Source organism: Aquamicrobium sp. LC103 (genome assembly GCF_001014615.2).
Classification (GTDB): Bacteria; Pseudomonadota; Alphaproteobacteria; order Rhizobiales; family Rhizobiaceae; genus LBCQ02.
On the sequence record NZ_LBCQ02000001.1, the window covers coordinates 72,714 to 98,313 of the forward strand.

Annotated in this window: 24 protein-coding genes; 10 read left to right on the forward strand and 14 right to left on the reverse strand. The window is 60.0% G+C overall.

Annotated features, from left to right (window positions below):
• Positions 1 to 6: 6 nt before the first annotated feature.
• The 3 genes from XW59_RS00375 to XW59_RS00385 all read right to left on the reverse strand — a co-directional run bounded on the left by XW59_RS00375 (position 7) and on the right by XW59_RS00385 (position 1,151).
• On the reverse strand, positions 7 to 237 hold the full coding sequence (locus tag XW59_RS00375; protein WP_047147140.1) for a helix-turn-helix domain-containing protein: 231 nt from the start codon (positions 235 to 237) through the stop codon (positions 7 to 9).
• 70 nt (positions 238 to 307) lie between these two features.
• On the reverse strand, positions 308 to 868 hold the full coding sequence (locus XW59_RS00380) for a DUF2285 domain-containing protein (RefSeq protein ID WP_136068367.1): 561 nt from the start codon (positions 866 to 868) through the stop codon (positions 308 to 310).
• Between the two features lie 70 nt (positions 869 to 938).
• Positions 939 to 1,151, reverse strand: a complete 213-nt coding sequence (locus XW59_RS00385; RefSeq protein WP_136068365.1) for a DUF6499 domain-containing protein — start codon at positions 1,149 to 1,151, stop codon at positions 939 to 941.
• A gap of 564 nt (positions 1,152 to 1,715) precedes the next feature.
• Here XW59_RS00385 and XW59_RS00390 point away from each other — a divergent pair.
• The gene (locus XW59_RS00390; protein ID WP_047147139.1) at positions 1,716 to 2,540 is read left to right on the forward strand and encodes a reverse transcriptase domain-containing protein; all 825 of its coding nucleotides are present in this window, start codon (positions 1,716 to 1,718) and stop codon (positions 2,538 to 2,540) included.
• A gap of 264 nt (positions 2,541 to 2,804) precedes the next feature.
• On the opposite strand, the gene XW59_RS00395 is transcribed toward XW59_RS00390, so the two are convergent.
• The 4 genes from XW59_RS00395 to XW59_RS00410 all read right to left on the reverse strand — a co-directional run bounded on the left by XW59_RS00395 (position 2,805) and on the right by XW59_RS00410 (position 5,526).
• Positions 2,805 to 3,647 carry a DUF932 domain-containing protein gene (locus XW59_RS00395; protein WP_047147138.1) on the reverse strand — a complete coding sequence of 281 codons (843 nt, stop codon included), beginning with the start codon at positions 3,645 to 3,647 and terminating at the stop codon, positions 2,805 to 2,807.
• 374 nt (positions 3,648 to 4,021) lie between these two features.
• Positions 4,022 to 4,336: a DUF736 domain-containing protein gene (locus XW59_RS00400; protein WP_047147137.1), complete on the reverse strand. Its 315-nt coding sequence runs from the start codon at positions 4,334 to 4,336 to the stop codon at positions 4,022 to 4,024.
• Positions 4,337 to 4,670: 334 nt separating this feature from the next.
• Positions 4,671 to 4,901, reverse strand: coding sequence for a hypothetical protein (locus XW59_RS29230; protein WP_047147136.1), 231 nt, complete (start codon positions 4,899 to 4,901; stop codon positions 4,671 to 4,673).
• Positions 4,902 to 5,256: 355 nt separating this feature from the next.
• Positions 5,257 to 5,526 (reverse strand): helix-turn-helix transcriptional regulator, encoded by a 270-nt coding sequence (locus XW59_RS00410; RefSeq protein WP_047147135.1) that lies wholly within the window; start codon positions 5,524 to 5,526, stop codon positions 5,257 to 5,259.
• A 95-nt stretch (positions 5,527 to 5,621) separates the two neighbouring features.
• Between XW59_RS00410 and XW59_RS00415 the strand changes: the two genes are divergently transcribed.
• Positions 5,622 to 6,059, forward strand: coding sequence for a hypothetical protein (locus XW59_RS00415; protein ID WP_136068363.1), 438 nt, complete (start codon positions 5,622 to 5,624; stop codon positions 6,057 to 6,059).
• Positions 6,060 to 6,103: 44 nt separating this feature from the next.
• Here XW59_RS00415 and XW59_RS00420 read toward each other — a convergent pair whose 3' ends face one another.
• The 4 genes from XW59_RS00420 to XW59_RS00435 all read right to left on the reverse strand — a co-directional run bounded on the left by XW59_RS00420 (position 6,104) and on the right by XW59_RS00435 (position 9,815).
• A complete protein-coding gene (locus XW59_RS00420; RefSeq protein ID WP_047147133.1) occupies positions 6,104 to 6,520 on the reverse strand; it encodes a hypothetical protein in 417 nt (138 codons plus the stop codon).
• 61 nt (positions 6,521 to 6,581) lie between these two features.
• Positions 6,582 to 6,947, reverse strand: a complete 366-nt coding sequence (locus tag XW59_RS00425; RefSeq protein WP_047147132.1) for a DUF2958 domain-containing protein — start codon at positions 6,945 to 6,947, stop codon at positions 6,582 to 6,584.
• Positions 6,944 to 7,288: a hypothetical protein gene (locus XW59_RS00430; RefSeq protein ID WP_047147131.1), complete on the reverse strand. Its 345-nt coding sequence runs from the start codon at positions 7,286 to 7,288 to the stop codon at positions 6,944 to 6,946. The genes XW59_RS00425 and XW59_RS00430 overlap by 4 nt, the downstream gene beginning before the upstream one ends.
• Positions 7,289 to 7,403: 115 nt before the next feature.
• The gene (locus XW59_RS00435; protein ID WP_047147130.1) at positions 7,404 to 9,815 is read right to left on the reverse strand and encodes a ParB/RepB/Spo0J family partition protein; all 2,412 of its coding nucleotides are present in this window, start codon (positions 9,813 to 9,815) and stop codon (positions 7,404 to 7,406) included.
• A 339-nt stretch (positions 9,816 to 10,154) separates the two neighbouring features.
• On the opposite strand from XW59_RS00435, the gene XW59_RS00440 reads away from it, so the two are divergent.
• The 8 genes from XW59_RS00440 to XW59_RS00475 all read left to right on the forward strand — a co-directional run bounded on the left by XW59_RS00440 (position 10,155) and on the right by XW59_RS00475 (position 21,441).
• Positions 10,155 to 10,685 carry a hypothetical protein gene (locus XW59_RS00440; protein WP_052958274.1) on the forward strand — a complete coding sequence of 177 codons (531 nt, stop codon included), beginning with the start codon at positions 10,155 to 10,157 and terminating at the stop codon, positions 10,683 to 10,685.
• A 300-nt stretch (positions 10,686 to 10,985) separates the two neighbouring features.
• Entirely contained in the window at positions 10,986 to 14,831 is a 3,846-nt protein-coding gene (locus tag XW59_RS00445; protein WP_052958273.1) for a DNA methyltransferase, read from the forward strand.
• 54 nt (positions 14,832 to 14,885) lie between these two features.
• Positions 14,886 to 15,704, forward strand: coding sequence for a helix-turn-helix domain-containing protein (locus tag XW59_RS29845; protein WP_082137701.1), 819 nt, complete (start codon positions 14,886 to 14,888; stop codon positions 15,702 to 15,704).
• 2 nt (positions 15,705 to 15,706) lie between these two features.
• Complete coding sequence (locus XW59_RS00455; RefSeq protein WP_047147129.1) at positions 15,707 to 17,869, forward strand: DEAD/DEAH box helicase family protein; 2,163 nt, start codon at positions 15,707 to 15,709, stop codon at positions 17,867 to 17,869.
• The gene (locus XW59_RS00460) at positions 17,862 to 18,062 is read left to right on the forward strand and encodes a hypothetical protein (protein ID WP_136068361.1); all 201 of its coding nucleotides are present in this window, start codon (positions 17,862 to 17,864) and stop codon (positions 18,060 to 18,062) included. The genes XW59_RS00455 and XW59_RS00460 overlap by 8 nt, the downstream gene beginning before the upstream one ends.
• The gene (locus XW59_RS00465; protein WP_047147128.1) at positions 18,062 to 20,029 is read left to right on the forward strand and encodes an AAA family ATPase; all 1,968 of its coding nucleotides are present in this window, start codon (positions 18,062 to 18,064) and stop codon (positions 20,027 to 20,029) included. The genes XW59_RS00460 and XW59_RS00465 overlap by 1 nt, the downstream gene beginning before the upstream one ends.
• Complete coding sequence (locus XW59_RS00470) at positions 20,026 to 20,382, forward strand: hypothetical protein (protein WP_136068360.1); 357 nt, start codon at positions 20,026 to 20,028, stop codon at positions 20,380 to 20,382. The genes XW59_RS00465 and XW59_RS00470 overlap by 4 nt, the downstream gene beginning before the upstream one ends.
• Positions 20,383 to 20,400: 18 nt before the next feature.
• Entirely contained in the window at positions 20,401 to 21,441 is a 1,041-nt protein-coding gene (locus tag XW59_RS00475) for a hypothetical protein (RefSeq protein ID WP_136068358.1), read from the forward strand.
• Positions 21,442 to 21,742: 301 nt separating this feature from the next.
• On the opposite strand, the gene XW59_RS00480 is transcribed toward XW59_RS00475, so the two are convergent.
• The 3 genes from XW59_RS00480 to XW59_RS00490 form a co-directional block, all read right to left on the reverse strand.
• Entirely contained in the window at positions 21,743 to 23,302 is a 1,560-nt protein-coding gene (locus tag XW59_RS00480) for an integrase family protein (protein WP_136068355.1), read from the reverse strand.
• Between the two features lie 227 nt (positions 23,303 to 23,529).
• The gene (locus XW59_RS00485) at positions 23,530 to 23,952 is read right to left on the reverse strand and encodes a DUF805 domain-containing protein (RefSeq protein ID WP_082137700.1); all 423 of its coding nucleotides are present in this window, start codon (positions 23,950 to 23,952) and stop codon (positions 23,530 to 23,532) included.
• A 613-nt stretch (positions 23,953 to 24,565) separates the two neighbouring features.
• On the reverse strand, positions 24,566 to 25,588 hold the full coding sequence (locus XW59_RS00490) for an MBL fold metallo-hydrolase (protein ID WP_047147126.1): 1,023 nt from the start codon (positions 25,586 to 25,588) through the stop codon (positions 24,566 to 24,568).
• Between the last annotated feature and the right edge of the window lie 12 nt (positions 25,589 to 25,600).

Genomic DNA, 25,600 nt, shown 5'->3' on the forward strand with positions numbered 1-25,600 from the left:
CGTCGATCAGCGCGCTTTGGCGTAGCGTGGGTCGGAGGTGGTGGTGCAGGCGCGCGCCTCGATCCAGCTTTCAAGGTCGTCGATCGCATAGACGACGCGGGAGCCGAGCTTGTGGAATCGCGGGCCGCCGCCGGTGACGCGCCTCTTGTTCAGCGTGTGCGGCGAGAGCTTGAGATAGGCGGCCGCTTCCTCATTGGTGAGGTAGCGGCCAGCCGGCGTGGGTTCGGGACGATTCACGTTGCTGCCTCCGTCTCAGGCTGGCCGAGCGTGGCCCGGTCCAGCGGTTCGGAGGCAGCTTGGGCAAAGCCTATCCTGCTGCGTATGGAGAATCCCGGCCGGCGGGCTTTCTCCCTGACGCGACGGCGGCAGGCATGGGAAACTCGCCGGTCCTGCGCGCGGCTGCGCCCCAGAGAAGGCGGCGATAGCCGCCGTTCACGAGGAAGCGGCCGCGCCGGATGAGATAGCGGACCTTGGCGCGCAACTCGCTGTCGCTGTGCCATTTCTCCTTCACGATGCGCTCGCCAAAGATTGCAATGGCGATGTCGCGCTCGCTCGCGCCGGCAAGGTGTCCGTCGAGCGCCTGCAAGGATTGCATGGTGATGATCGGCTCGGCCGATCCGCGCCGGCCGACGCAACCGGCGTGCCGGCCGGCGATCATCGCCAGCATGTCCTTCGCCTCGCGCAGACGCGCGCCGGCCCGTTCGTCCGGAGCGACCGAGAAGATGAACGGCTCGGCCGCATCGAGAGCGGAGGCGATATTGACGTGCCAGGAGCGACCGTGCCGGGTGAGCTTCAGCGCGAGGCGGTAGCCGTCGTGCCCGATCGCCTTGCGGCCGGGGAAACGCCACGGATCAAAGATCGGCGACACGGTATCCGGATTGTCGTCCGGCGCGATGGTCAGGGCGATGTCGGGATCAGGCTGCCAGAAAGGCAGCGCGTCACGGGCATCCGTCTCTGGATTCTCGAAGAAATCGTAACCCCCATTTTCGCGCGTGCGCGTCCGACGATTTCTGGCCCCGCGAGCTGAAGCGGCGCCAGTCGTTCCGGTAGTCCGGACTACGCCGAAGATGCTCCCAGGCAATGGCGGGGCGGTCGAGAAGCAGGATGAAGAGATAGGCAGCGTTGGCCATCCAGTCGTTGATGTTGGGCATGTTTCCTCCGCATCATTTTGACCCCCACCACCTTTTAACTTGACAATGTGCTTCAGGAATTGAGTTGGCTAAAGTCACACTCTCGTGTTTCGGCGGCGGGTACAGCGGTTATGCCGGTTCGGTAAGTAGGTTTGGATTTGCTCACGCGAGATGCGAGGGCATCAACGATGGCCGGGCTGATTAGGCGATCGTCCGACCGAATGTCATCCAACCGGTACTGGCTAACAAAAACTCAATGTTAGCTGTCCGACGCCTTGAAATGCCGTAACGTCATCCATATCTCACCGACGACTTCGGCGTTAGGCTGCACCTCGCGCTGGCCACAGGTATCTCGGTGTGACCCTCGGGAAGCACCCGGGGGACTGGGCTTCGGGAATACCTTCTCTCAGTTGACAACTCCATCGTGAAGATGAGGTTGCAGGTATGCCGGAGTCTAGCAATGGAGAACGCCCATGATGAATAATCTGAAGCGCCTTCACCTTGCTGTATTGGTTCTGAAGATTTCTCTTCTTCTTATGAAGAATGCGGAAATTGCGATTGAACTGATCAGCAAGGTGGTCAACTATGCCTCTCGAATTCGAAAATTTCAAACATTCCTACTGGAAAAAGGGGAAGCCGATCTACGTCCCGAACTCGTTCGGTGAGGAACTCGGCAAAAAGATCAAGCGCAAGGTCGCTAAAAAGTACACCTTCGACAATTTCATTTATCACTTCAAGGACGGCTCCCACGTGGTGGCCCTCCACCGGCACCGCAAGAACGCCTTTTTCTGCCGTGTAGATATCAGCCGGTTCTTTTACAGCGTCAAGCGCAACCGCCTGAAGCGCGTCCTTAAAAGCATAGGCATTTCCAAAGCCGAACATTATGCGAAGTGGTCGACGGTCAAGAATCCGTTTGATGGTGGCGGCTATGTTTTGCCCTACGGGTTTATCCAGTCCCCTATCCTCGCCACGCTTGTTCTCGCGGAATCGCCCATCGGCGCGTTCCTGCGTGGTTTGCCCGAAACCATCACCCCATCTGTGTACATGGATGACCTCTGCCTCTCCGGGCAGGATGAGGCCGAGCTGAAGGTCGCGTTTGACGGGCTTGTGGCTGCTGTGGTCGACGCCGGGTTTACGCTGAATGACGAAAAGACTCGCGAACCGGCCCCGCAGATCGATATATTCAATTGCTCGCTGGAAAGCGGCAGCACCGTAGTCCTACCGGAGCGGATCGAAGAGTTTTTCGCAAAAGAGCGCGAACCCGCCGCCACTGATGCGTTCGAGACGTACTGCGATATCGTCCAGTCGAAGACCTGGCGGATTGGGGAGTCCAAGCGCCGCCGGCGCAAGGCCTTCGAATCAAGGAAGAAGGCTGCGGCGGCTCCGCCTGCGCCAGCCGCAGGGGCTTGAACTACCCTCCTTCGTTACACCATAACTTTGTACTCGGAGTGGCAGGCGATCCTGCTCAGAGGTGGTTATATCCCCTGTCCACCCTGACAGTGAAATTCGGCCTGGTTGGCCGGTCGACCGTGGTTTCGCGAGCCGGGCGGAGCCCGGCGAGCGGCGTCCGTGTCGGTGAGGCGCAGCCGCGCCGCCGATGCGGATTTACGGATCGGCGGAAAATTCCGGATGCGGAAAGCCGTAGAGCCCGGTTCCGGCTCTACGGCATGACGGTCATCGCATCTTGAGGCGCTGCATGCCTTCTGCCAACGTCCAGAGCGCGCGGTTGAGGCTCACATTTTGGTCGATGCCGTTGACGGCGCGGGTCTGGCTGCGCCGGATGCGGCCTTCGGCGTTGCGCTTCTGCCCATGCAGGCCGCCACGTATCAGGTTCTCCTGAATGGCGTTGAACGTCATCCAGAGGCTTCGCCCGTCATCCTCGCGGCGGCGCGGCTGGATGATCTGGTCCGGGCGGATCGGGCTTTCATCCTCGCCGTAGCGGACGACAAGGCTTGCCTCCGCCAGCACGGTGCGCTCGTCCGCCGACAAGGTGATTTCCTTCATCGTCTCCGCGGCGTTGATCAGGCGCGGGAAGTCTTCCGCGACAGAATAGACGCCCTCGATGATCTCATGCTGGATATTGCCCTTGTGCGGCACGCGGACTTCCTCGAAGAGCTCGCCCGCAACAAGGCTGTTGGTGCAGACGAAACGCAGCATGCCGGCGAACATCTGGTAGCTGGACGTTCCGTCATGGCTGTTCACGATGATGACTTCCGCCGCCTCCGGCTGGCCAATGCCGTCCTCGCGGCGCATGCGCAGCATGTGCTTGGCGTGGCCGTGGCGGCTGCCGTCGCGCGGGACGGACTGGACGGCGAAGAACGGGAACCATCCTTCCCCGCGCAACCCCTCCACGATGTCGATGGTGGGGACATAGACGTAACGCTCCGAGCGGCTGTCATGCGCTTCGCGGGCGAAGATCGACGGCACATGACGATAGAGCGCTTCATTGTCGAGGGCTTCGCGTCCGCTGATCTGGTGGCTGTTGCGGCCGAACCGCGTTGCAAGATGGTGGTGCATGGTCCTTTCCTTTCCCGTAATTGCCGGAGGCATGTCCCCCGACATGCCTCCCGGGGGCGCGTGAGCGCGCGGGGACGGGAGGGGACAAGTGCCGGCGAGCATGGCCGGGCTGCCAGGGTGAGCGGGACGGAATGACGATGATCGGAAGGATGACGGTCTTCGCCCGTTCTGCGAGCCGGCGGCCCTGCCATCGCGCAGGCGGCGCTTGAGGGGAGAAAGGGGTAAGACCCCTTGGCTTCCCCTCGGGATCGGCAAGGCGCCAGCCGTAGCCGATCAGGACAAACCGGAGCGCAGCTCGCCGTATTCCATTGAGGCGGCGGCGGGCATGAGCATGGCAAAGCCCCGCTTTCGCGGGGCTCGGCCGGTGGCCTGTCCTAGTTGGCGGGGCGGCGGCGCGACCAGATCAGCGCCCATTCCTCGCCTTCCGTCTCGACCAGGCTCGCAAAGATCGGAGCGGGGAAGCTCGGATCGTCCAGCTTGACCGAAAGGTAGTCGTTGCCCTTGGCGGACTTCTCCTTCCACGCCGCGCCGAACTCGGTGGCTCCGGTGAGCACGCGGAAGTCCGGGCTCTTCTCGTTGTCGCTGCCCTCGGCCTCGACGACCTTCACGGACTTCACGTTGAGGGTGAGGGTCTTGACCGACCCGGTGAAGCCGTTGGGGGTGCGCGTGAAAGTGCCGATTGTAGCCATGATGCGATTTCCTTCTGCTGATCGGGCCGCGCCCATCGCGGCCTCGATAGGGGGCTGCGGACCGGGGACGATCTGCCTGCAACACCCGGCGAGGACTTTTTTGAAGATGTGGAGACCGTAGAGTCTGCTATTCATGGCAGCTTTGAATCCTCCACATCTGTTTCGCGATGCAAAGCCGAGTCGGGGCCTCATGCAGCCTTTTGCATGGGGTGGTTCGGCGGCGGAAAAAAGCCGCAGGCGGGTGTTGCGGGAATAGGATCGAGGCGGCGCTTGCGTCGCCGGTCTTCGGTCAGAAGAACCAGATCGAGGTTGCTGTGGGGGTGGACTGAATCAGTCAGAAACGGGAAATCGCGTCATGGCTGCAATCGGTCAGCGCTTTCATCGCAAGCACCGCCAACGGCTTCACCGGGTTGGGCAAGGCCAGCCTCGCACCCGAAACGTCAAGTCGGTGAAGGGCGTCGTCACTTCGGCCGAGCAAAGGCAGCGGCAACGAGAAGAGTCTGGATTTCCCTGTGTTCGCCGCAATAGCCACCGGGTTCGGCGCGGCGTGGAAGGCGACGTTCATCTTGGCAAGGGCAGCGACTATCTCTCGGTCAAGCTGGACGATCCGGGCTTCCCCGCTCCGATCGGCTCGTTGCGGGCGTGGTCGAGGCGGAAGGCGAGAAATGGGCGAAGATCTGATCGTGCAGCCGCCGCGCCGCCAACTAGGACAGGCCACCGGCCGAGCCCTGCGAACGCGGGGCTTTGCCGGGCGAATGTCCGCCGCCGCCGTCCTTGCGTCAGGGATTGTCACGCGCATGCGCGAAGACCCGCAGGAGCTTCGGGAGCCGCCGCAAGCGGCGAGTAAAGCCCGGCCCGAAGGGCGACGCCCAAAATTCTCAGACCGATGCCGACAAGTCGCCTATCGTCGTTATGATTGACTATGACGGCTTGGAAGCTGCTTTCTGCTCCTGGGCGGTCTCGGCCACTTCTCGGAGGACTTCATAGGGATCGAAGCCGATCACTTCCGCAAGCTCAAGGAACTCGACTACATCGACACGGCGTCCGCCGGATTCGATTGCCGCGACGACCGACTGGTATCGGCCGAGCGCTTCTGCAAGGTCGGATTGGCTCATGCCGGCTTCGCGGCGCTTGTCGACCACGAGTCGAACGAGGCGCACATGCCTTTGCGAGCGAAGGGTTTTCTGCATATGCGCTGCCGGCCATTGACGAAACCGGCAGACCAATTAAACCGAAAAACAGGAAACCAGAAAATCTGGTTGACCCTTCGACGGTGAAGACCTGTATGGATTCTCGACTGATGGCCGACCGCCATCCGGTGCTCGGTCGGCTCTATCGGCTCTGGCTGGCGCGCGGTGACGGCGCAGCGCTGCCGCTGGCCGAGAACATCGCAGGGCGGCTGGCCGATCTGGATGATGTGATCGTGGTGATCCGGCGTCCGGCCGAATCGGATGAAACGCCGAGGATCGAGTGCAGCGGCCGGGTTGTCGACCGCATATTCGGGGTGGCGATGACGGGCCAGCCTGTCGGCCGGCTCACGCCGTCAAGCGATCACGCCGAGAATGAATCCGCGCTGGTGTTCGCGTCGGGCCGCACATTGATGATGGAGGACCAGGTGGAGCTTCCGGGCGGGCCGGCGCGCATTGCGCGGCTCTATCTGCCGCTCGCGGATTCCGCCGGCGAGGTGACGGCGATCATCGTGGGCGTCGCCAAGGTTGCCTGAAAGCTGCAAAGGCGGATTTCCGTAAATCGTGGGTTCTGTCGCCGCTACCGGGCGACGGGCGGGAGCGGCGCGGCAAGGCGCGCGAGCGCGGAGACGCCGACCGCGATTGCGCCGGTGATGGAGAAGATTTGCCGCCAGATCGGGGACGGCACGATGTCGGCGGCGACACCATGCACGATGGCATAGCCCGCCACGGCGGCGGGCGCGGCGAAGATCACGGCGATGGTCACGCGCAGGATCGGCGCTCGCGCGGTGGCGAACAGGAAAGCTAGAATGGCGAAGGATGCCGCCGCCGCAGCGAGGCCGACCAGTCCTGCGCCGACAAGACCGGCTCCGGTGCCGTGAGCGAAGCGGGCGGCGGCGAGCGCAATCATGAACGGGAGCGCGTGGGTCGCGAGCCTGTAGGCGAGGACGCAGAGCGTGGCGATCGCCGCCACGGACATGACGATTCCGACGATCATGCTCGGCCTCCGCTCTGGCGAGGGCGATCCGGCGCGGTGGTGGTCGTGCCGGATCGCCGCTTCATGTGACGATCATCCCGGCATGACGGGCGATCTTGGCGTATGTGCTGAGGCGGTGTTCGGTCTTGAAATACAGGTCGCGTTCGACCGGCAGGCCGAGCTTGCCGCGCACATCCTCAATCGCGCTCAGCAGCGCGTAAACTAGCGCCGGGTCGCCAAGGCCGGGATCACACAAGCCGAACAGCCGAAGGTCATCGCCTTCGGGATAGGCTTCGGTGATAAGCCATGTCGCTCCTGCGTCGGGCGTGATCACGACCGGGAACGGGTCGAAGCCGTCCTGAACCTCGGCGGTGCGGCCGTTGTCTATCAGCCGGTCGCGCAGCTCGTCGGGGATCAGCGTTTCGGTGCGGGGGAAACGCCGTGTCATGACACCGCCTCCCGTTCCGGCTCGTTGATCCGGTGGCGGACTCGGAAGGCGGCAATGGCTCCGGTCTGCCGCGCCAGCTTACGGGCGAGCGCCTCGATCTCGCTGCGCCGCTCGAAACGGATGGCCGCGAGGTTCTCCTGATAAATCCGCTCGTCGGCGGTGGTCCACATGCTGTTGGAACGCCGATGCCTGCTTTGCCGGGATTTGGCTTGGCTGGTTACTGTCATGCGCTCGGCGCGGGCGGCGATCTGCCGCTCTACGATGGCAAGGTGGCGCTCGGTCTCGGCGCGCGCCGCCTCCATGCGGGCCAGCATCGCCCGCTGCTCGATATAGCTTCTCATGGTCCTGTTCCTGTCGTGCGGTCGAGGTTTCCGGCCGCGCTGGCGCGGCCGGAAATGTCCTCGGTGTTGTCGGGAGGCTGGCCGGAACCGCCGAAGTGGTTCCGGCCTTCGCGGCTCACTCGGCTGCTTCGTGGAAGGCTTCGCCGTCCATGTCCTCGGTGTCAGGGTCCGGACTGACCGGGGCTTCCTCCGGGTCAGCGGTTTCCTGCGCGTCGGGGTCCAGCGGGTCCCGGGGTGGCTCGTCGGCCTCCGGCGCATCCGGGTCGGCAGCGTCGGGGTCCGGCGTCTCGGCGGGCATCGCCTCCGGATCGTCCGGTTCCTCCGCTTCCGGCATGTCCGCTGTCGCGTCGGCTTCCGCCTGCGCGTCGTCCGCCCATGCGGGCGGCTCGGTGCGCAGGAGCGACGGGAGCCATCCGGTTCCGGCAAGCTCCCGCTCGGCAGCTTCCGCCATCGGCTGCTTCTTCATGCCTGCGAGGCATTCCGCCGCCTCGTCGCCAGCGCCTTCGCGCACGGCGGCGAGGATATGCGCCTTCGTCACGCGGCCAAGGTAGGCGCTGACGGTCGGCGTCCAGTGCTGGCCCATGTCCAGCGCAAGGGCCGTCGCCAGCCTGTCCGCCGTCTCATAGGCGCGGTGCTTATGCTCCCACGGCAGCTTGAGGGCGTTCACCGTGAGCGAGGCGCAATGCGCGAACAGCGCCATGACGCTCGCCTGATCCAGACCGGCGATGAAATCCCACAGGTCCGCCACGTCCTGCGGCATGTCCTGCGCCCATCCGGCATGACGATCCGAAAGCGCCTTCGCCGCCTCGGTGTCCTCGATGCCGACCGCATGCTCGCCAAGGCGCGCGCTGGTGGGGCGGAGTTCGAGGGCATGGGCGTTCATGCCGAGATAGAAGGTCTGCGCTGCGAGCGCATGGGTGACCGCGATCAAGGCCATGTCCGGCTGCTCGCCAAGTGCAAGGCGCAGGCCAAGCGTCCGGTGAGCGGTCAGGTCGCAGATGAGACGGTCGGGAAGCGGCTGGCCCGCATCGCCTTCCGGTTCCTTGTCGCCGCCATCGGGGTCCGGGTCGGAACCATCCTCGATGATCTCGCCGTCATCGTTCACGCGAACGCCGTCGATGACGGTTTCACCGTCCGCGACTTCCTCCACTTCCGGCTCCGGCGCTTCGTCCTGGGGCTGGATGAAGCCGCGTTCGATGCGGGGCGTTCCGTCGCGGTTCAGCACGACGAAAAGACCGCCGCGCTCGATCTCGTCGGGATCATAGGCATGACGCCGCGCGTCGATGCTGGCGATCTCGTCCCCGAGCTTTTGCAGGCGCTTCGCCACCTTCGGCGGAAGCTCGTCGGCTCCGTCCCACTTCTCCGACAGGGCCGCATGCTTCTCCTGCGCGGCGGCGTAGATGGCTTCTTCCTCGTCGGAAAGCTCCACCGGATGCGGATAGACGCGCCTGAAGCCGTGGGAATGCGGATAGTCGATGGACGCCTGCCACCACTTCCAGCCTTCCGTTTCCCGGATCGACTGCGCGATCCACTCCAGCTTGCCGATGACAAGCCGGTCTAGCAGCGCGGCATCCTCGAAGTAGCCGCCGCGATCCTCCGTGAACAGGTCGCGGATGATCGTGCCGCCATTTTCCAGATAATCCTCCGCACCGATGAAGACCGCGCGCCGATCCGTCGCCTCCACGTTGCTCGCCGTGAGGTCGCGGCGGATGATCCACGGCTCCTTGTTGTAATGCAGGTTCGCGAAAACCTGCTCCTGACGGGCATGGTCGTCCGTGACGGCGAACGCCTGCAACTGCTCAAGGGTCAGCTTGCCTTCGCGATAGACCTTCATCAGCTTGGGGCTGACAGTGCCAAGCCGAAGCCGCTGCTTCACCACATGCTCGCTGACGCCGAAGCGGGCCGCGATTTCAGCCGCTCCCCGTCCGCGCTTTTGCGAAAGCTCGTGAAACGCCTCGAACTGATCGGCGGGGTGCATGGCCGCGCGCGTCACGTTCTCGTCAAGGCTGATCTCGAACGGATCGTTTTCCGTGTCGACGACGCAACGGACAGGCTCCGTCCGCTTGATCTCCTTGCGCTTCACGCGAAGCAACTGCGCCAGCCTGCGGCCTTCGCCGATGCTGACGAAATAGAAGCCGGTCGGCTTCCCGTCCGCATCAAGCTCCGGCTCCACAACGAGGTTCTGGAACATGCCCTTGGCGGCGATGCTCGCCGCATAGGCTTCGATTTCCGCCTCAGTATGCGGGGTCTTGCGGGCGTTCCGGGGCGACTTCTTCAACTTGTTGAGCGGGATGAAAACCGTCTCGCCGCTTGCGGGAACCGCTGCGGCTTCCGCTTCCGGGGCGTTCACGGCTTCCGCCGCAACGCTGGCCGCATCCGCGACGGTTTCAGCTTCCGCCTCCGATGCGGGCAAAGCCGCGACCACGTTCGCCAACACGTCTCCGACGCTGCGGATTTCCGTATCCGCCGCCGCTTCCGCGACCATCGCAACCGTGACGGCCTTCGCCTTCTTCGATGTCCTTGCCATTGTTCCAATCCTTTCTCCGTTAATGCCGGAGGCATGTCCCCGACATGCCTCCCGGGGGCGCGTGAGCGCTCGGCAGAGAGGGGGGCGGCTGCCGGCGAGCATGGCCGGGTTGCGCAGCGCGCGGGGCGGATCGGAAGGTTTGTGTGGGTGACGGCTATGGGTCGCCTTGCGTGCGCGCGGCCCTGCCATGAGCAGGCGGCGGTCGCGGGGGAGAGATGGCCGAGACCATCTCTCCCTCAATCGAGATTTGTACTTTGTAGAAAAATGTTGGTAGTGGCTGCAGCCAGGTGACTACGCGCCTATTTGTCTCAGCAAGCAATATCCGATGGCGGAGGACAGATGGTGTCAACGATCCGATTCTCGACCTTCCCACGCACGGAGCCGCCGCCTGGGTTCACCGAGAAGCTCGTCGCGGTGTTTCAGACACGAGAAAATTCAATTGCCACGGCCGATCTTGTCAAAGGATTGACGAGCAATGAGGTCCTTCAGATACTCAGAGAGGACCTGATGAGAATGGGCTTCCAGGTCGAACAAGGCAAAATGGTCGCCGATAGAATTAAGCGTCCAGTCTTCTTCGGCGAGAACGGAGCCGCGACCCTCCAATATGAAGTCGATGCTTTCCACCCGGAATGGCGATGCGGTCTTGAAATTGAGGCCGGCCGGGCCTCCGAAGGAAATGCGATCTATCGCGATCTTATCCAGGCTCTGGTGATGGTTAACTTGGATTGCTTGGTGCTCGCGGTTCCTAATGGCTATCGGCGCAAAAGTTTAGGACGCACGGTAGTCAGCAAGGACTATGCCCGAACATGTGCCGTGGCCGACGCTCTGTTCGGGCACACCAGGATTCGAATGCCTATCGCCTCGTTGTGATCGGATACTAGCGTCTTCCAGGTTGACGCGGCACGGCGGCCGGAAGATCTCCTGCCTCTGGTGGCCTGCCTCACAAACGTGCAACCTGGACCCGGCCGGGGGATCGAAATTATAGCTCATACCTGGAATCGGGCGAGCTTTTTGGACCGTGCTCGGTAAATCCATGGGAGATCTGGTGCCACATCGGCGAGTCACTATGACGCAGTAACATGTTGTGAATCTTGAGCGATTCCGAGGGTGGCGTGCGTTGACTAATTTTGTTGACGATGCGATTCTGGCCATCCAGAGGGATTAGGCAGCATGTGGTCAGCGGACGCCATTCGGGCTAGGCGGGAGGCGAAGGGATTCTCCCTGACGGACTTGGCGCAGCGCCTTGATGTGACCAAGTCGTATATGAGCCTGATCGAGACCGGCAAACGGTCGCTGACATCGGACCAAGCGCAGAAGCTCGGCGAATTGCTTTGCTTGCCGACGGAAATGCTGCTGATCGGTTCGGGCCGTCTGCCAACCGATGTCCAGACAGCAATTGATGCCGATGCGGCAGAAGTGACCACAGCTGTACGAGCCCGTGCCGATCAAAGCGCAGTTCGGTTCCAGTCGGAACCGCAAGCCATCCCCTGCTCTAAACCAGAGAGGGCAGCCAGGGCGGCGGCCTCGTCACCGCCCGCAATTGTTGCTGTCAACAAGACGTCTACGTCGTATCGCGCACACAGCTATCATACCAAAGTGCCGCCGGCAGCAATCGTGCCGTTTATTGAGGCCTTCACCGAAGTCGGCGATGTAGTTCTCGATTCCTTTTGTGGCTCGGGAATGACCGGCGTTGCGGCATTGAGCGTGGGCCGGAATGCGCTGCTTTCAGATTTCTCGCCTGCGGCGGTTCACATCGCTCGCAACTACACTTCGCCCTGTGATCCGGAAGCATTTGAGCGAGCGTTTAAGAGGGTCGGCGATCGTGTCAAGCCGACGATGAACTGGCTTTATACCCCGCTTCAGGAGCCCCAGTGTCTGATTGAATATACAACTTGGAGTGATGTTTTTTCCTGTGCCGCTTGCGGCGGGCAGATCGTCTATTGGGAGGTTTTCGGTAACAGCGATAGAGATTTCATCGAATGCCGGCATTGCGGTGCAAAAGCTCGGAAGGCCGACCTGACCTGGGTCGGCGAAGAACCCGTCCAATCTCATGCGCGCGAATCTGGCTCGCGACGGATCACTGCCCATACGCCGAGTCCGCAGGAACGTGCTCTGGTAGCGGAGATCGAAGCCGCGCCAGTCCCATACTGGACCCCAAATACCGCATTTGGATCGGATCGCGAGATGTGGCGTGCTTCGCATCGGGCTATGGGCATCGCCGATGCGGCCGGATTCTATACCAAACGCAACCTGCATGCTTTGGCAGCGCTGCGGCACGCAATTCTAGCCGAGCCGGACCTTCGCCTCAGAGAGGCCCTCCTGTTCGCCTTCACCGCTTGCGTCAATCGTGCATCAAAACGCTATCAGTGGAATGCGAAGCGGCCAACCAATGTGATGACCGGCACGCTATATATCTCGTCACTGCGCTATGAATGGAATGTTTGGAGCCTTTTCGGACGCAAGGCTGCGGATGTTCTTCGTTACTACAGAACATTTTCTCCGATAGGCGGAAACGCTGAGGTTTACCAGAGGTCGGCGACGGATTTGGGATGTATTCCGGATAGCTCCATCGATATGATATTCGTCGATCCCCCTTTCGGATCCAATATATTCTATGCAGACAGTTCTCTACTCTGGGACGCATGGCTCGGATCCGCGACCGACCAAGGTGCGGAGATCGTTGTCAATCAACGTCGCTCGCGCTTGTCAGGAGGAAAGGACATTGAAAGCTATGGCGGTCTGCTCGCGGCGTCCTTCAAGGAAGCCGCGCGCGTTCTGCGCCGTGGTGGTCGCGGCGTTCTCGCCTTTTCGAACTCCGACGATCGGGTGTGGACCGCAGTCCAGGATGCCCTTTCCGATGCTGGTCTTGATGTGCTGAGCGCCCACATTCTCGACAAGGGGCAACCATCGATCAAGGGCGTCAAGGGACATCTGGGCCAAGAGCACGTAACACGGCTCGACCTGACTCTCTGCCTCGGACATCGGACTCGGCCCGCAAAAGTCGAGCGATCGCCGGCAACAACCGCTTTTGTTGACGGCGCCATTGCTCGAGCTGTTGCGGCGGGCCATGAGCGCAATGATCAGATTTACACGGCTGTGCTTCGCGACGCGCTGAAGGCGGACCTTTCCGTGTCGGGAATAACCATGCCGGCAATCGAGAAGCGTCGCTCTGAGATTTCCGATGTGGCGACGCCGATGCTGGAAAACAACGAGCACGATTTTGTCGCCGGGTATTTATCCGACGGAGCGGACCTGCCCGCATCGCGGGGATCGTCATCGCCGGATTTGCCGCCAGCGCAACGGACGGTGCCGGGCGGCCGTAACACTGCCTTCTACATGGCGCACAGCTATCACACAAAGGTGCCGCCAGAGGCGATCCGTCCGTTCATCGAGCATTTCACAAAGCCTGGAGATGTCGTGCTCGATCCATTCGCTGGATCGGGAATGACTGGCTTGGCCGCCGCCCTGGCTGGACGTGAGGCGATAGTCAACGATCTATCGCCAGTCGCTACTCATTTAGCCTGGAACCATACAAGACCATGCGACGGCAAAGCACTCACCAAAGCATTCATCAAGGTCGAAAAAGCGGTAAGCAGCCGTCTGACAGAACTCTACGCCACAAAAGATGAGAGTGGAAGGCCGGCGCAGATCCGCTGGACCATCTGGAGCACGCGTCATCGCTGTCCCGCCTGCAATCATGTGTTTGCGCTGTGGGATACAATGGACCGAAAAACTGGGCGCCTAGGCCGGGCAACACAATGCCCGCGTTGCCTCACTGAGGCCGATCGACGCCGGTTTGAAGTCGTTGAGAACGTTCCCGCCTGGGTGGCATTTGAACGCAGGAATGGCAGTCTCGGTGAAAAGCCGGCGGACGCTGCCGACATTCAGCACGCCCTCGCTATAGCGATGGATGAGGAACTTTGGTGGCCGTCCACGCCGCTGGGTCCCGATCGAGAGATGTATCAACGTTGTGCGTTGCACTTGCAGGGCGTGAGCACGGTCGCGGATCTTTACACGTCTCGCAATCTGACTGCACTCGCCCTGATCTGGCGAGAAATTCTCAAAGTGACTGATGAGCGTATCAAGAGGGCCCTGGCGTTCGCTTTCACCAATACTGCCTGGCATGGCACGCGCATGCGCCGGTTTAACGCCAGGGGCGGACATCGGCCGCTGACCGGCACACTCTATGTCCCGCAGCTCTCGTCAGAAGCCAACGTTCTAGAGGTGATGCGCAAGAAAATCAGGCAACTAGTCAAATATTATGACGCGCTAGACGTCAAATCTGCCAATTGTCCGAGAGTCCTTCTTGGCAGTGCGACGATGTTGTCCTCTATTTCGTCGGAGAGCATCGACTACGTGTTTACCGATCCGCCATTTGGATCCAACATATTCTACGCTGACTGCAATGTGGTGTGGGAATCTTGGCTCGGGCGCATTACCGATCCAGAAGATGAGGCGGTGGTCAATAGATCGCTACCAGAGGCCGATGGTGGAAAGAGCTTGGCCGACTACGAAATTTTGATGACCGCAGCGATGAAGGAAATGGCTCGTGTCCTCAAACCCGGCGGTTGGGCTACTGTCGTTTTTCACAATACCGATCCTGCTGTTTGGCGCTCACTACGTGATGCCGCGACTACTGCCGGCTTCGAATTCCATGAGGCCGCCTCGCTAGATCGCAAACAGCAAAGTCATAAAGGCTATAAGGGGCGAGGCGATGAGGAAGACGTCGCGCATTTTGACGTTGTGATGAATTTGCGTAAGCCGCTCGTCGATGATCTGCCCAAAGCGACTCCCACTTCCGCCAAATCAGAGAGGATCGATCTACCCTCCTTGGTTGAGCGCGTCTGGAGAATGCCTGACATAGCCGCGCGCGGCGTCCAGGGCGTGCATGCTGAGGTTATGAGACAGCTAGTTTCGCTTGGCGGTCGCGATTTTCCTGCATTTAGTGAAGTGCGCACCATATGCGAGGCGTTAGCCGACCCGCTTGACTCAAAGGCATGGCAAACGTACAGCTAACTAAGCTGTTGCATATGTCGCATAGAGCGGCATTCAGCAGCTTAGAAGGCCTAGATGGACGAAATCCTAACGATTCAAGATGTCGCGGCTCGGCTGAAGCTCGCCGAACGGACTGTTTATGCCATGGTTGCAGAACGCGAGATGCCTGCGTTCAAAGTCAGAGGCCAGTGGCGCATCCGCCGATCTGACTTCGAACGTTGGCTGGACGAAGTTGCGCTGTCGGGTCAGTCATCAGCGCCCGTCAGACGCGAACCCCGGATAGCCGCTGCGGCGGCCATCTCTGACATCGACGTTGAAGACAGATCCGACGCGGTTGCCGATTTACCAGTCGCTGCCCTGAGCGAGCGACGGAGCCAGAAAGGCCTCCACCAAAGGTTCATCGATGCGCTAGGCGAGCGGGTAAAAAGCCATTCGCCGATCACGCAGAAGCCGATCGAGCTAGATCTCGTGCCACCCTTGCCCAGCCGTGTGCGCGTTTACCTGTTCAATGCCACCCGCCCTCCTGGCGGTCGCCCACTCGGCGAACACAAAATCCAGCTTATCATGCCGGGACAGAGACGTGGCCAGCGAGGCTCTCTCGATCATAGCGATGGTCGAATTGTATTCTTAGTCGGATATGCCGCCGAAGAAGATGTCTTCATTCTATGGGACGCCGGGCTCTATTCAGATTTTGCGTGGTCCCGGAATGTGCAGGTGAAAGCCGAAACCATCGTAGAGGCGTCAGCCGGCAAACTGGCGATTCAGCAACGTCACTTGCGTCCGAGTGGTGCTGCCTCGGTCACGGAAACCCTAATCGCGACGCCAGCCACACGTTTGGTCGATGCTCTTCAACGTAGGGTTCAACTCACGCGCGAACGAATGGTACAGGACTGACGATGTCGGGCCTGGCTGACCTTCCGCTCAAACGTGCATATCACAAACCAGAGGATGATATCGCTCGCGATTTCTATCTGCCAGCGGTCGCTGCTTCGCATGCCTATGATCGGGCAGTCGGATACTTTAGCAGCACGGTATTCCTCCTGGCTTGGCCGAGTCTGAAAGCCTTTGTCGCGAATGGCGGCAAGATGCGCCTGATCTGCTCCCCAGTTCTGTCGGATGTTGATCACGAAGCGATGCGAGAAGGCTATTCCGAGCGCGCCGATACTGCCTACGGGGAAAGCCTAAAGGCCAGCTTCGCAGCAATGCTGGCTTCTGAAGCCCTTATGAAGCCGGCCGTTGTGCTGGCGTCTTTGATCGCTGCGGACATAATTGATTGCAAAGTGGCCTGGGTGGGCGAAACGGCCGGCGGCCGGCCCAAGCGGTTATTCCACGACAAGATCGGGCTGCTTGCAGATCCTCACGGACAGAGAGCGGTCTTTAAAGGTTCAATGAATGAGACTTGGCCGGGATTAGCTCTCGACGGAAATCTGGAGTCGGTCGATGTCTTCACGAGCTGGCGTGATGATGGCGAACGCGCCCGCATTGCCGACGAAAGAGATTATTTTGACCGTCTCTGGAACAACTCCTGGCCGGGGGTCGTAACACAACCGCTTCCAGAAAGTGCCCGTGCTGAAATCGTGTCGGCGGCTGATGCGGCACGCTGGCCGGAGTTCGTCGACGAAATTTGCTTGGATCTTGAACGCGCGGCTGGATGGTCGGCAGAGGCTGGAAAACTTAGCGGCCGATCGCCACGGCCACATCAAGTTGCAGCCCTTGATGCCTGGACCGAGCGCGGCCGGCGAGGTCTTTTCGAACATGCCACTGGTTCCGGTAAGACGTTTACTGCGCTTTGCGCAATGAACGATGGCTTTCGGCGTGGCGAAATCCCGCTCGTTCTGGTTCCCAGCGATCTGCTGCTCCAACAGTGGGAGAACGAAATCAAAACGACGTTTACAGAGGCCGGCATCCAGTTGCTTGTTTGCGGCGGAGGTCATTCTGACTGGCGTGACGGAGCGCGCTTGCGGAGTTGGACTCGACCACCAGCATCAGGGCAACGCCCTCGGGCAGTTTTGTCGACGTTGCAGACCGCCACCAGCGTCAGTTTCATGGGTCTTTGCAGTGGCGGGCCGCATCTGTTCATGATCGCCGATGAGGCTCACCGGATGGGCGCTCTACAATCACGCCGCCTGTTCGATCTCAACACGGGAGCGCGCCTGGGATTAAGCGCCACACCTCGGCGAGCAGGAGATCCAGAGGGTACCGCTGCCATTCTCGACTATTTTGAGGGCATTGTTCCCCCGCCCTTTACGTTGGCAGACGCCATTCGCTCAGGCGCGCTGACTCCCTATGCCTACTACGCCCACCCAATCCGGCTTGAACCGGATGAACAGATCGAGTGGTTGGAGACATCGGAGATTTTGCGACGACTCGCAGCACGCCTGCACGGTAATGGCGAATCCGACTCCGCTCTTCAGGCGCGGGTAAAGCTCCTTCTCATCAGACGCGCGCGGCTGATCAAGAGTGCGCGGAGGAAGGTTACTACTGCTGCTGAGATACTGAAGGACCACTATCGACCTGGTCAGCGTTGGATTGTCTACTGCGATGATCAGGACCAACTTGCACAGGTCAAGGCAGCCTTGCGGAAAGCAGAACTGCCAGACGTCTATGAATATCACTCAGCAATGCCTGGCGATAGGTCCCGAACCCTTGATCTATTCAATCAGAGGGGCGGAACGGTAGTGTCGATCCGTTGTCTAGACGAAGGGATCGATATCCCCGCCGTGTCGCACGCTCTCATCCTTGCCTCCTCGCGCAATCCGCGTGAGTTCATTCAAAGGCGCGGTCGTGTTCTCCGACGCTTTCCAGGTAAGGCCTTGGCGCATATTCACGATGTAATCGTCACGCCAGCTGCACGAGAAGATGGCGATGAACTCGAGTCCATGCTGACAGGTGAATTGGCTCGAGCCATTGAATTCGGCGGCAATGCCATCAACCCGGCTTGTGTGGCGGATCTCAAACGGCTGGCGGCCGAGTTCGGCATTTCCTTTGAGGCTGCGAAGGGCGGCTTTGAGGACGACGACGAACCAGCCGACCTAGAAAAGGAAACGATAGATGCCTGACGTCGCCAATCAAGCACAAGACAGATCATTGTTCGACACTATGGAGCGCATCCGTGCTGAGCAATTTCCGCATATCGATCGCGAGCTTGTTCGCGAGATTTTGCGGCTTCATGCTGATCAGGCGGCTACACCCCAAGTTCTTGCACGCGCTGTGGATGAAGCCATCGCGCAACGTCTTGGAGAAACAGCCTGATGCTACGCTTAACCGGGCTCAAACTGTCTGATTTCGGCCCGTTTAAGGGTGACCAGACAATCATGTTTCCCCAGGAAGACGGAGTCAGCGTCTTCTATGGCGAAAATATGCGTGGCAAGACCACTTTGCTCAATGCCATCCGCTTCGCGTTCTTTGGCAAGATCATCGGACGAGGCAGGCGCCAAGGATCATTGCATACCACCGGCAATTGGGAGAGCGCCGAGGCTGGCAAATACGGTTTCGAAGTCACGCTCGAGATGACGCACGAGGGCAGATCGTATCGGTTGACTCGAACATGCCGCCCCCGGCCTGGCATCACTCCGGCTAATGATGAGGACTACTCACCGGATTATTTTCTTGAGCGCGACGGGCACATCATGGGCCCCCAGGCGGCCGATGAAGAACTCCGTCGCATTCTGCCCGAGCAGATCTCGCGCTTCTTTCTGTTCGACGCCGAACTGTTGCAGGAGTACGAAGACCTACTGCATTCCGATAGCGACATGGGGCCCAAGATCAGCGGAGCAATTGAACGTATTCTTGGCATTCCTGTGCTCACCAGTGCTCGTGATAGCCTTAAAGCAGCGCAGGACCGCGCTGAACAGCGCCAAGCGCTGGCGGCCCAAGGCGATCAGAAGACGCGTGCCTTTGGCAATGAACTAGCTGATTTGCATGCTCAACGAGAAGTGTTCGAGGCTGATCTGACCCGCCAGGAAAAGCAGTTGGAAGGACTGAGAACACAGAAGGCCGCAACGGAAGAAGACATGCGTAAGCGCGAACGCACGGCTTCGTTGCTGGACAAACGGGACCGCCTTGAGGCCGACGTGAAGTTACTTCGCGAACGACTAGTGTTGCAGGAGGCAAATCTATCGGTCGCGATGGGTACTTCCTGGGCGGCAGTGTTGCTCGATCCCATGACCGCCGCGGTCGAGCGGCTGAAGGCCCGTGAGGCGGAATTGCAGACCGCAGTCATGCGCTCCCATGTGCTTCGTTCGCTGGCCGACGCCGATCACGCTGACTGCCCAACCTGCTTGCAACCGATTTCGGAGGCTGCCAAGGCGCGCGTACGCGAAGAACTTGACCGGAATGGCGGTGTCGCAGGGGCCAATGAAGCACACGAGCTTACCGAAACGCGACGGCAAATTGATGCCCTTGGACGGCATGCGGCGGCTGCCAATCCCGAGGCGCTGCGTTTGCTTTGGGACACGTACGAGCAAACCGAACGCGACATTTACGAGAAAACCAACGAGATCGATGAACTGACTCGTCAGTTGACTGAAGGGAAAGACGACGATGTTCGACGCCTGCGCGGCGCATATGAAACGGTGATCCGTGAGATTAAGGCGTTGGAGGACGGTGTAGAGGCCACCAAGGGCAAGCTCACCGAGAACGCGGCCTTCCGCGAGACCATTCAGAAGAAGCTGGATCGACTGTCGGGCGGCAGTTTGGACGCAGAGGGAAGACGGGTGAAACTGGCCGCCGACCTTCATGCGCTGTTTGCTGAGGGCGTCACGGTATTTCGCGAGCAGCTGCGTAACCGCGTTGAAAGAGACGCTACCCGGCACTTCGTCGCCTTGACGACCGAACCGGAATATAAGGCGCTTCGGATCAATGATAGTTATGGCCTAACTATCATCCATGAGAACGGCAGCGACATACCAGTACGATCTGCTGGTGCTGAACACGTAGTCGCGCTTTCCCTGGTAGGGGCTCTTCAGAACAATGCGCCATTGCGTGGTCCAATTATCATCGACTCGCCATTCGGCCGGCTCGACGGAGGTCATCGTGCCCGGATCGTTGAAGCACTTCCCGATATGGCCAGTCAGGTGATTTTGCTGGTCTATGAAGAAGAGTTGCCACCGGCGAGGGCGCGTGCCGCTCTAAAAGGACGCCTGCGGGCCGAATGGAATCTCAAGCGGAAATCAGCGCGCCATACGGAGCTAACGCCGCGCACCGGAGAGACGGCATGAACACCGATAAACGAACCATCGGCGTGACCAACGATAATGAGCGCGTGCTATCCGATCTGGTTGCGAGCGGGCATTTCGGGTCTGAACTCGAAGCGGCAAAATTTGCAATGGCCGTGGCCGTCAGGCGCCAGACGCAAATCGGGTCTGCCGAGGGGGTAGGTACGAAATGGAATGTAGGCACGGTGGACCCCGACGGTTCGCTTAAATCCGTGATCGAAGCGCTCTATCCAGCAGCTCCAGAACCTTATCGGCTCATCGAATACCTCATTAATGAGGGGCTAAAGCAAATGGCCAGCGCCGATGGATTGCCCCCAGACGTGGCAGGCGTACTATTTGATCCGGCAAAAGGCTAATCTCAAAAGGGGGATGGGGTGGCAAAGCTTGGTAAAGCAAAGCTCATGGCCGCGGTATTCCGTGGTTTTGAAGCTGCCGGTTGTACTGTCACTCCAATATCCGCTCCAGGCACTCATCCCATCCGTTTCGTCATCGAGAAGGGTGCAGTACATCAAACGGTCCGGGTTTATATCTGGAATCTGACACATGGGGGTGGGGCAGCTCGACCCAAACATGAATATCGTATCCAGATAACAAGCGGGATTCGCGCCTTTGATCCTGAGCCAGACGGGATAACGCTCATCTTGGGTTGGAGCGAGCAGTTTGGAGTGTTCGCGGCCTTCGACGCTAGCCGCCGGAAAAGTGCCTTGGGCGCATCGCCATCTATTCAAATCTCCGAGGCCACGCTCAACCGGGCACGTGTCATTGGTGCAGCGGTCCAAGATAAGGGCAACGGAGAATTTGCAGTCGCTGTCAGGCCTGACCGCCTACTGGGATACGTTGAAAACCAATCTCAAGCTCATGCCGGCGATGTCACCGCCATCCTCACACCGCCTAGCGAAGACGAGCCTTCAGATGACCCTGACGACACCGTTCTGGAGGATGCTATCCAAGGTCGGCGGGAATTCAGATTTGGCAGTACGGAAGAGCTAGCACAGCGCCCGAACGTCTTAGAGCGGCTGGCAGCACTGGAGCGCGAGGTAGCGAAACTTCGGCCTGCGCTGGCAAGTCGGGGACATAATCGGCCGCCTGAGCTTCTACCTACCGAAACTGAGACACTGGCTGGACAGATAGAGGAGGCCGCCAGTTCTGCTCGTACCGAGTTACAGAATCCGGAGCCGAGCGTCGCAAAGGTTGCTCGAAGCACCAAGTTCTTCCGCTGGATTTCCAGGACCGCAGCTGCGGCCAAGGCTGAAGCAGGAAAACTTGGGCAGAAGCTCAAAGAGAAAGCTAGAGATCGCACCGCAGACTTCATAGTGGCAGGGGGACTGTTCGGCGGCGCTGCGCTATGGGAGGAAATTCTCAACCTGATCAATTTGGTGACGAATGAAGTGCTAAAATGGCTCCAACTCCTATGAGGGCATGGTCCCTTTGGTAGTGGCTCTAATCGGTACTGAATGGAACTTCCATGGGAGGTCACCAGCTACCAAGCCGCTGTCGTGTAACCTTCATACAAGGCTGCTTTCATTCCCAAATCTGCCGCGGGTAAGCTGATTATGCCGAGAATTAGGAAAGAGCCCGCTGTCAGGTTCTTCAGGGCCGATGGCATCGAGGTTGAAAACCTCCTCGACTTGGCCGGCCCTCGGAAAGATGAATTCCTGAAGCGGATCATTGATGCACTGGCTCGAGCCGCAGCGAAGCGGGATCACCTAGCCGAGCTTAATGAGCGGTCCGACGAGCGCCATGAAGGCGTATGGAAACCGAACGCGGCCGAAAGTTGATGATCTCGGCCGTGATCTGCTCGCCGCGCATCGCCCTGACAATGTGATCCGACACGCGGTCCGCTACATCGAGAAGTGAACGGTCAAGCCGTTTCAGGATATAGCCGCCGGTAACACCTCCAACACCACCCACGCCCTCTTGAGATTTGCCTGCACTATGACCGAGAAGCGCGCCGATCGTTGGCAGCGTTGCGCCGAGAGCCTCGGCCATGCCGGCATAGCTATGCCGAAGAGAATGGAGCGTGAGGCCGTCGAGCGGCCCCGGCTCGTCCGCTTCGGCAGCGGCACGTTGCGGCGTTTCCCGTACGAGACGCCTGGCGGTCTTCTTCACGGTGCGCCAGAGGTTTGGCAGGCCGCGATAGCCGTGTTCGCCGGTTTCGCTGGGAAACACGAACTCGCTGTCTTGGTCATCAAGATCCGCAATGATCTGATACGCGCTTCGGCCCAGAGGGCGGAGGGAGAAGCCGGTTTTCGTCTCTCCGAGGCCCAAGCATCTACCGTCCTGGTCTACCTCGTTCCAGTGCAAGTTTGCCGCTTCGCCACGACGAAGGCCGGTGCAAGCGATAAAGCGTATCGCCGTAATCCCCCGTGCATGATGCTTGGGCTTTCCGTTCTCGTGGCGCTCTCCGGCAAGATAGTCGAGCGTCGTCGCAATCCAGTGATATTGATCGCTGGTCAGGAGCGCCTTGCGCTTTGCGTCTTTGAAACGCCGAACCCCGCGCACCGGGTTGTCTTCAACATGGCCATTGTCGATGCCCCAATTGAAAATGGCCCCCAGCAGGCCAAGCGTGCGCGTGGCAGCCCCATGACCTCCCTTGACGATCGACCGCCCACGACGTTTCGTTCGCACGTCACGGCGAGCCTTCCCGGCCATTACATCCGCCTTGAGCTTTTCGATGTCGGGACGGGTAACCTCCGAGGCCGCAAATTGTCCTAACAATGGTTTGATCTGAGCGTTGATGCGGCTCTCGTCACTGTCGATCGTGCTTTGCTTTTTCGACGTGCCTCCTCGCCCAAGCACCAATCCGGCGCGGGCTGCCGCAAGATAGAGATCGCAGAGCTGCGCGACCGTTACGGCTTCGCGCTTGGCCTCGCGATCGGCGGCTGGATCAGCACCTTCAATAACCTTTGCAAGTTCGACTTTCGCCAGTTCACGCGCGCGTTCGCATGTCAGCGGACCGAATGCCCCCAAGGTCAACCACCGCTGGCGACCACCGGCTGTCCGATATTTTACAAGGAATTTCTTCGTGCCGCCTGTTGTGACCCGCACACCGAAGCCTGCCAACTCACGGTCCCAATAGAGCGTGCCTGTCTTCGTCCCGTCAGAAATCAGGCTGTCAACGACTTTCTTGGTGAGCTTCGCAACGACGGGCATGGCGCTTTTCGCTATAAAAGTTGCAACCATATTGCAACCAACTGAAATCCAAGTGTAGCACAGACAGGAAAACCGCAGCAACAGAAAATCCAATAATTTCAACAGTTTTACAAGCCAATCCAATTCCAGGAAAGTGCAGAAAAGTGTATTTCAAAAACTCCGAAGGCAGAGGTCACAGGTTCGAATCCTGTCGGGTGCGCCAAGCAACCATATGAATTTATTATCTATTGAATTCCTTCGTGCGAGAGAATGGCGTCAGCTTCGTCTTCACCTGCCCGATCGGGCGCATCCCTGGTCACGGCCGATAGCGCTGTCCGAAAGAAGGAGCCAGCGGTAATGCCGGTGATCGACTAATCGCGCGGCGGCTCGCTGAACCAAAAGATTGCTATGATCGTGCCAACAGGCGCAAACCACGAGACGAGCTGAAACCAACCGCTTCTGTTCGTGTCGTGCAAGCGGCGTGCGGTGACGGAGAAAAACGGTATCAAGGTGCCGAGAAGAAATATCGAAACCAGAATGTCGGGAACATTCAGGAAGCCCAGTGCAAAACAGGCCACCACGTAAAAAAGCATCGCGTACCAGAATTCAGAACGGCTCGCCCTGCCCGTGAAGTTGAAGTAATTGGAGAAGAATCCTTGCACGGCGCTTACGAAACCCACAGACGGCGCATTTGACCCGAAGCGGTTCGGACCTTCCGGCGGCTTGTTCGAAAAGATAATCGCGGAAACAACCAGCAGTGAAACCAATATTCCAACAGCGAACAACCAATGCATTAATACGAAATCTCCGTTTTCATGATCATCAAGGCGATCTAGAAACAAACGAAACAATGTTTTAGCTTATCATGCCAACCTGCTCGACCCGCGTGACGGCACTCGCATCGGCGGCAGGTGGAAGCATTCGCCGGGCAAACGTCGATGCGGAACCTTAGCCATCGCGAAGAAACGGAATTGTTTGTGAATGCGGATAGGCCGATCCTCATCTTCACGGCCGCCGTCTCGGGTTTATGGGTCGTTGCGCTGATCCTGCTCCAAAGTCGAACCAGACCGCGCCTAAACGGGCTCGGGGCGATCTCGGTCGATGAATGTCACGGAAATCCCAAAATTCAATAGGCCACACAACCTTATCGCATAAGGGTCGCTGATTTCGGGAATTCCGTGTCGCTGCACTGATCGGAATACGTGCCGTCGCAAGCGATCCGAAGCTGCCCGCGAGCGGACGACACCCTATCGTCGACACTATCTTGATTTCGTCACCAGGAGCATCGGACAGCCTTGCGCCCAAGGCGCTCCTTCCAACCTGGCAGCGACGGTTGCGCGAAGGTATCGAAATCAAAGGGCCGGCGCCCCGCGACGCCGGCCTTCCTGCATTTTTCTTTCGGCCGGTTCAGGCGCGGCGATCGTAGTGCCTGAGCCCGCAGGCTTCGCACCACGCCTCGTGCACCGGCCCACGGCCGAGGTGGTGACGGAAGCTTTTCATCTCCGCGAAGTAGGGGATCGGCGCGCGCACGGGGCGTTCCGGCGCCTGGCCGAAATCGTCGAACAGCGTCTGGATGGTGACGACGACGCGCTCGGCATCCTCGCGATCCTTCCACCTGCCGAGGTCGACCTCGTACGCCGCGGCCATGTAGTCCATGCCGGCCTCCCACAGCGGGCGCGACTCGTCGGTCACGTGCCGCAGGTAGTCGCGCATCTCGCGCACGTCGTCCTTGGTCGAGATCGGGCCGTGGCCGGCGACGATCGTCTCGACATCCATGTCGAGCACGCGATCGCAGACATCGATCCAGCGCTTCACCGGCCCGTACCAGGCGATCGGCGTGCCGCCGGTGAACAGGATGTCGCCGGTGTAGAGGACCTTGTCGTCCGGCACGTAGATCAGCGCGTCGCCCAGCGAGTGCGCCGGGCCGACCTCGATCAGCTGCACCTTCTTGTCCCCGACCATGATGTCCATCGTGCCGGAGAAGGTCTCCGTCGGCGGCGTCAGCTCGATGCCGCTGAAATCGAACGGGCGGAAGCATTCGCGCATGAACACGCCCGCGCTGCCGTACTCCTCGGCATTGGTGACGATCTTCCGCACCACCGTCGGGTCGAAGCGGGCAAAGTCGTCCACCGTGCCCTGCGTGCCGATGATGCGCGCGCCCTCGACCAGCTGGTTGCCGAAGGTGTGGTCGCCGTCGGCATGGGTGTTGACGAGGATGCCGATATCCTTCGCGGCGGGGACCGAGGCGCGATAGGTCTCCAGCATCTCGGCCGTCAGCTTCAGATCGAACAGGGTGTCGACCATCAGCGTCGCGTCGCCGTCGACGATCAGCCCGGCATTGGACCAGCCCCAGCTACCATCCGGCTGCAGGTAGGCGTAGCAGCCGTTGCCGAGATCGTGCATGCCCTTGGTGAATTGCCATTTGGCCATCGGATTTCTCCT